The organism is Caballeronia sp. M23-90 (genome assembly GCF_053574605.1).
Genome location: NZ_JBSIPA010000571.1, coordinates 1 through 3746 on the forward strand (window position 1 = coordinate 1; position 3746 = coordinate 3746).

Sequence of the window (3746 nt, forward strand, 5' to 3'; positions counted from 1 at the left end):
AGCTGTCCTGAATCATCGTGTGCTGGCGATTCTTCCGGGACTGAACAGCACGCGATCCGAAAGCCACACGATCAGCATCGTCAACCCCATCAGCGGGAAAACGATGCCAAGCGCCGTCAAGCCGATCAACTGGCGCGGCTGAAGTTCGGACCGAAGCTGTCCTGAATCATCGTGTGCTGGCGATTCTTCCGGGACTGAACAGCACGCGATCCGAAAGCCACACGATCAGCATCGTCAACCCCATCAGCGGGAAAACGATGCCAAGCGCCGTCAAGCCGATCGCCCACGCGCGCATCGGCGGGTGCAACGCCGGCCGCGCCGGTGCACCTACCGCCCGGCTGGGCTTGCGCCTGCGCCACATCACGAAACCGCTCACGGTCATGGCGGCGAGCCCGAGCGAGATTGCCGAGGCGAGCGATTGATTCGCCACGCCAAAATAGCGGCCCATGTGCAGCGAAGTGCCATACGAAATCCACTGCGCCACACGTCCGTAATCACCGTAAGCGATGTCCGAGAGAATCCGGCCGCTGTATCGGTCGATATGAAGCGTGCGTTCGTCTTGCGGATTCGCGGGAAAGTAGGAGACGGTGTATACGCCCTGTGGCGTGGTGGGCAACGCAATGTCGTAGCCGTCTTTCACCCCCGCCTGCGCTGCAATGCCGATCACCTGATCGAGCGCAATCGTGGAATGGGTTGCATCGGCGGCGCTGTCTGGTACATGCGTTGCGCCGACCGCCCAGGGCGTTTGCGGTAACGGCAGGTCGTCCATCTTCATGCCGGCCATCGATGGATCGACCATGTTCATCGCCGGTGCGGGCGTTGTGGAATGTACGTGCGCCTTGCCCCACGCGCCCTTCGGGTATCCGAGTTGTGCCGACGTCGCGAGCGCCTTGAACTGCTTGCCCCACGTGCTCGACCACGGCAGGCCGCTCAGCACGAAGAACAATGCGCCGAGTGCGAGCCATGCACCACCGACCGCATGCAACTCCCGCCACCAAGCACGGCCTTTCGCTGACGACAAACGTGGTATGAAACGGCCGTTCTTCTGTTGCGCTTTCGGCCACCACAACGCCACGCCCGTAGCGATCATCACGAGCGTCCAGCAGCCGGCAAGCTCCATTACGATTTCGCCGGTCTTGCCCAGCAGCAAGCCGCGATGAATATTGCGGACCTGCTTCATCAACCGGTTCTCGACGCTCAACCGTCCCAGCACTGCGCCGTTATACGGATCGATATAAACGCTTTCACTCCCGCCCGATCGAAGCCTGAATACGAACTCGGCGCTGCGGCGAGGATTGTTGTTGACGACGACGGTCGTCGGCGTTGCATCGCGCGGCTCGGCGGCGGTGGCTTTCGCGAGCAACACCTGCTGGCTCATACGCGGTTCGGCGCGGGCACTGACGATCATCCGGTCGTGATACAGCAACGGTTCGATCTGCGGCTGGAAGCAATACAGCGTGCCGGTGATCGCAAGCACCAGCAAGAACGGCATGACAAACAAGCCGGCATAAAAATGCCAGCGCCAGAGCAGACGATGCCGCGCGAGCGCGCGGGCATCGGAAAGTGAAGCGGATTGCATGTGAGTTGTCCTTTTAAGGTGCCTAGATCCCGATACGCCCTTCGACATAAACCGTCCGGCCCGCATACGGATGGAACACGTAATAGCGATGATCGAAGAGGTTATCGACGCCGATTCCAAGCTCGGTCCGCTTGGTCGGCCGGAAGGTGAACTTGGCGTCCACGACGGTGTACGTGCTGGTTCCGCCGTAGGTGTTCGGGTTCGTATCGGTGTTGGTCAGCGTGTTGTACTCGCGGCCCGAATAGCGCGCGGCGAGAGTGATTGCGCTCTGGCTCGTCGCACGCCACGTCGCGGCGACGTTCGCGCGCCACAACGGAATCCGATAAAAATATTTGCCCACTGACGCCGGATTGCCGCTGTTCGCGATGATCTTCGACTGCGTGTAGGCCACACCCGCCGTCAGATCCAGGCCATGGATCAGCACGTCCTGCCCTTCGTAACTCGTCTCGATGCCGCGCGAGCGCACCTTGTCGATATTCTGGAAGTTGGTGATGTTCGGTATCACTGTGGTGTTCGTCTGGCTGAACAAGGTGTTCTTCACATCGTCCTGGAAGAGCGTGAACCGATACACCCCGTTGCCGTGTTGCCACTCGGCCGTCAGCTCCTTCGAGAGATCGTCCTCGGGCTTGAGGTTCGGGTTGTTATTGACGATCGACAAACCCGTGATCTGCCCTTGAAACAACTCGCCGACGGTGGGAAACCTGTAGGCGCGTCCTATCGATGCACGCAGCAAAAGATCTTGCGTGGCATCGAAAGAAAGCGACGCCTTGGGAGACCAGTGGCTCTGGCTGACTTCACCGTAGTCAAGCGATGTCGCGCCGATCGCCCGCGAGCCGTCGTACGCATTCCAGTTCTCGTAACGCGCGCCGTAGGTGAATTTCCAGCGCGGCAGGAAACGCCACGCGTCTTGCGCGTAGACGGCTTGCGTTTGCGTGCGTCCGCCGAATGCATTGGCGAACGATGTCCCGCCTCCGTCGCGCCACGCGGCCGTGTTGTAGGTTTCGTTGTCTAGGAAATAGTCGTCGTAGTGGTAACCGAACGACAGCCAGTGGGCAGCGAGCCCTGCCGTCGGCGATTCGGGCGTCCATGTCGTGCGCAGGTCGAGTGTCTTCCAGCCGGTGCCGTCGCCGAAAGCGATCGTGCCTGGACCGTTACCCGGCACGCCTGAGTTCGCCGTGCGCGCAATGCTCTGCGTGATGTCGAAATAAGACGCCACCGCTTCGGCATTCCAGCCCGTTGCATTGCGCGTTTTCAGCGATAACCCGTACAGGAAGTTCTCGCTCGAACCCTGGCTCGGCGCAAACGTCGCGGCGGGAACGTTGTATTCGTAACCGCCTATATTCACAAGGCCGCTATACACGGGGTTGCCGGCGGCATCGCGGAGAAACGACTGGGTGTCGCTGTTGTATTTTTGATGCCAGTAGCCGAGCGTGAAGCCGGCTTGCAACGTCGGCGTGAAGTCGTATGCCAGTTTCAGCTTGAACTGGTCCTGGAAGGTCCGCTCGATGCCTTCGGCCGTTACGCCCAAAACTGCGGTTCGCGCGTTGTTCTGGTCGTAGTAGAAGAGCGCGCCGGTAACCGGCCGATCGGTCGTGCGAGCCGGAACATTCGATGCCGCGAGCGTTGCGAATTGCAGCGGCTGCCCGGTGTTTTCCAGATGATTGACGCCGATGAGCCAGGAGAGGTTGCCGTTTTTATCGCCGATGGTCGCCGACGAATTCGTCCCGTTGAAACTGCGGTTCACGCCGAACAGATCGAAATGCTGGCTGAACGCCTGGACGTGGGCGTCGGCTTCGAATTTTTGCGGCATGCGTGTGGTGATCGCGACCGTCGCGCCGATCGAGTTGCCCGGATACAGCGCGGAATATGGGCCGTAGATCACATCGGTGCGGTCGATGTTGTCGGTGAAGACCATCGACCAGCGCGGCGCGAAGCTGAACGTGTTGCCGAGGAAATTGCTGAGCAAAAGGCCGTCGGCGTAGACGAGACCGCGCGCCGTTTGCGAATTGCTCGTGCCGCGTACGGCGACGGGCGAGTTCACGTCGCCTATGAAGCGCTTGCGCACCGCCATGTTCGGCACGTATTTCAGCACGTCTTCGGCCGTCACCACGTTCCAGTATTGCGACTGTTCGGCGGTGACCGTTGCGGTCGTGGAAGGCAGGTCCGA

At 60.7% G+C, this 3746-nt stretch carries 2 protein-coding genes; both read right to left on the reverse strand.

Features of this window, described 5'->3' with window-relative positions; genetic code table 11:
- Positions 1 to 166: 166 nt before the first annotated feature.
- Complete coding sequence (locus tag ACRXB1_RS32675) at positions 167 to 1579, reverse strand: PepSY-associated TM helix domain-containing protein (protein ID WP_449494382.1); 1413 nt, start codon at positions 1577 to 1579, stop codon at positions 167 to 169.
- A gap of 22 nt (positions 1580 to 1601) precedes the next feature.
- Positions 1602 to 3746: TonB-dependent receptor (locus ACRXB1_RS32680; RefSeq protein WP_449494383.1), on the reverse strand; the 2145-nt coding region annotated here is incomplete at its 5' end.